Source organism: Archangium sp. (genome assembly GCF_036389735.1).
Taxonomy (GTDB): Bacteria; Myxococcota; Myxococcia; order Myxococcales; family Myxococcaceae; genus Archangium.
Genome location: NZ_DASVWK010000525.1, coordinates 1 through 1,710 on the forward strand (window position 1 = coordinate 1; position 1,710 = coordinate 1,710).

Genomic DNA, 1,710 nt, shown 5'->3' on the forward strand with positions numbered 1-1,710 from the left:
CGGCGATGAGGCTGTTGTAGATGGTGGCGTAGTCGAAGGAGCGGGTGCCCGGGGTGCTGCTGATGAAGTACAGGGCGACGATCGCCACCAGCATCAGCAGCGAGCCGACCAGGGTGTAGAGGAAGAACTTCACCGCGGCCATCTGGCGATCCTCGGCGCCCCACACGCCCACCAGCAGGTACATGGGGATGAGCATGGCCTCCCAGAAGATGTAGAAGAGCAGCACGTCCAGGGACACCAGCGCGCCCAGCATCACCATCTGCAGCAGCAGCAGGGAGATGTGGAACTCCTTCACCCGCTCGGTGATGTACGTCTGCGAGGCCATCACCACCAGGGGCCCCAGGAAGACGGTCAGCAGCAGCAGGCTGACGGCCAGACCGTCCACGCCGATGTGGTAGCTGACGCCGAGCTGCTCCAGCCAGCGCGTGCGGTACTCGAGCTGGAACTCGGCACCGCTCGGCTCGAAGCGCAGGTAGGCCCAGACGCCGAACACCAGGTCCACCATCATGCCGATGAACGTGATGGTGCGGATCTGCCCGCGCTCTCCGGAGGGGAGCGCGCAGATGAGGGCCGCGAAGACGAGCGGCAGGTAGACGACGAGGTTGAGCAGATGGGTATCGAAGAAGCTCATTGCAGCACCTGGATGAGCGCGTACACCGCGCCGCCGAGCAGGGCCAGCGCCATGACCGCGGCGTAGGCCTGTGCGTCTCCCGTCTGCACGTAGCGCAGGGCGCTGCCGACGCGGGCTGTCACCCACGCCGTGCCGCGCACCGCCACCGTGTCGATGAGGAGGGTGTCCACCAGCTTGTAGAGGAGGGCGCTCACGCTCTTCACCGGCCGGATGACCAGGAACTCGTAGGCCTCATCCACATAGAACTTGTTCTGCGCGAAGCGCCGCACCGAGCGGGCGAAGGCCGGAGCCGGCTGGCCCACCCGCGACGGGAAGAACTTCATGTACATGAAGGCCGCCGCCGCGCCGCTGGCGACCACCACCAGCCACGCCACGAAGTAGTTGGCCAGGGTGGGGACGCTGTGGTCCAGCTCCACCATCTTGCCGCGCGAGGCGATGCGCTCGGCGCTGGCGAACACGGGGCCCAGGAAGTTCTCCATCACCGGCTGCGGTCCGTTGCGGCCCGGCATCAGCGGCAGGGCGTACACCAGCGCCACCACGCTGAGCACCGAGAGCACCACCAGCGGCAGCGTCATGTACCAGGAGCTCTCGTGCGCGTGGGCCACCTTGGCCTGCGGCGAGCGCTTGCCCTCGAAGGTCAGCAGGTACAGGCGCGTCATGTAGAAGGCCGTGCACGCCGCGATGACGAGGCCCACGATGTAGAGGGCGTTGGAGGCCCCCTCGTACCCGTGCAGGTGGTTGTGGTGCACGCCGTGGAAGATGGCGTCCTTGGAGAAGAAGCCGGAGAGCGGGACGATGCCGGTGATGGCCAGGGTGGCGACCAGGAAGGTGGCCCACGTCCAGGGCATCTCCCGGCGTACGCCGCCCAGCTTCTTGATGTCCGTCTCGTCCCCGTTGCCGTGCATGACGCTACCGGCGCCCAGGAAGAGGCAGGCCTTGAAGAAGGCGTGGGTGACGAGGTGGAACACGCCGGCCACGGGTGCGAGCACGGCCACGCCGACGAACATGAAGCCGAGCTGACTGACGGTGGAGTAGGCGAAGACTTTCTTCAGGTCGAACTGCCGCAGCGCGATCGACCC

Annotated in this window: 2 protein-coding genes; both read right to left on the reverse strand. The window is 66.7% G+C overall.

The annotated features are described in order from the left end of the window. The coding region (locus VF794_RS18505) for a complex I subunit 4 family protein (protein WP_331112213.1) at positions 1–631 on the reverse strand (631 nt) is incomplete at its 3' end. After that, positions 628–1,710 (reverse strand): NADH-quinone oxidoreductase subunit L (locus VF794_RS18510; RefSeq protein ID WP_331112215.1); only part of this gene is annotated, 1,083 nt, incomplete at its 5' end. The genes VF794_RS18505 and VF794_RS18510, both read right to left, overlap by 4 nt.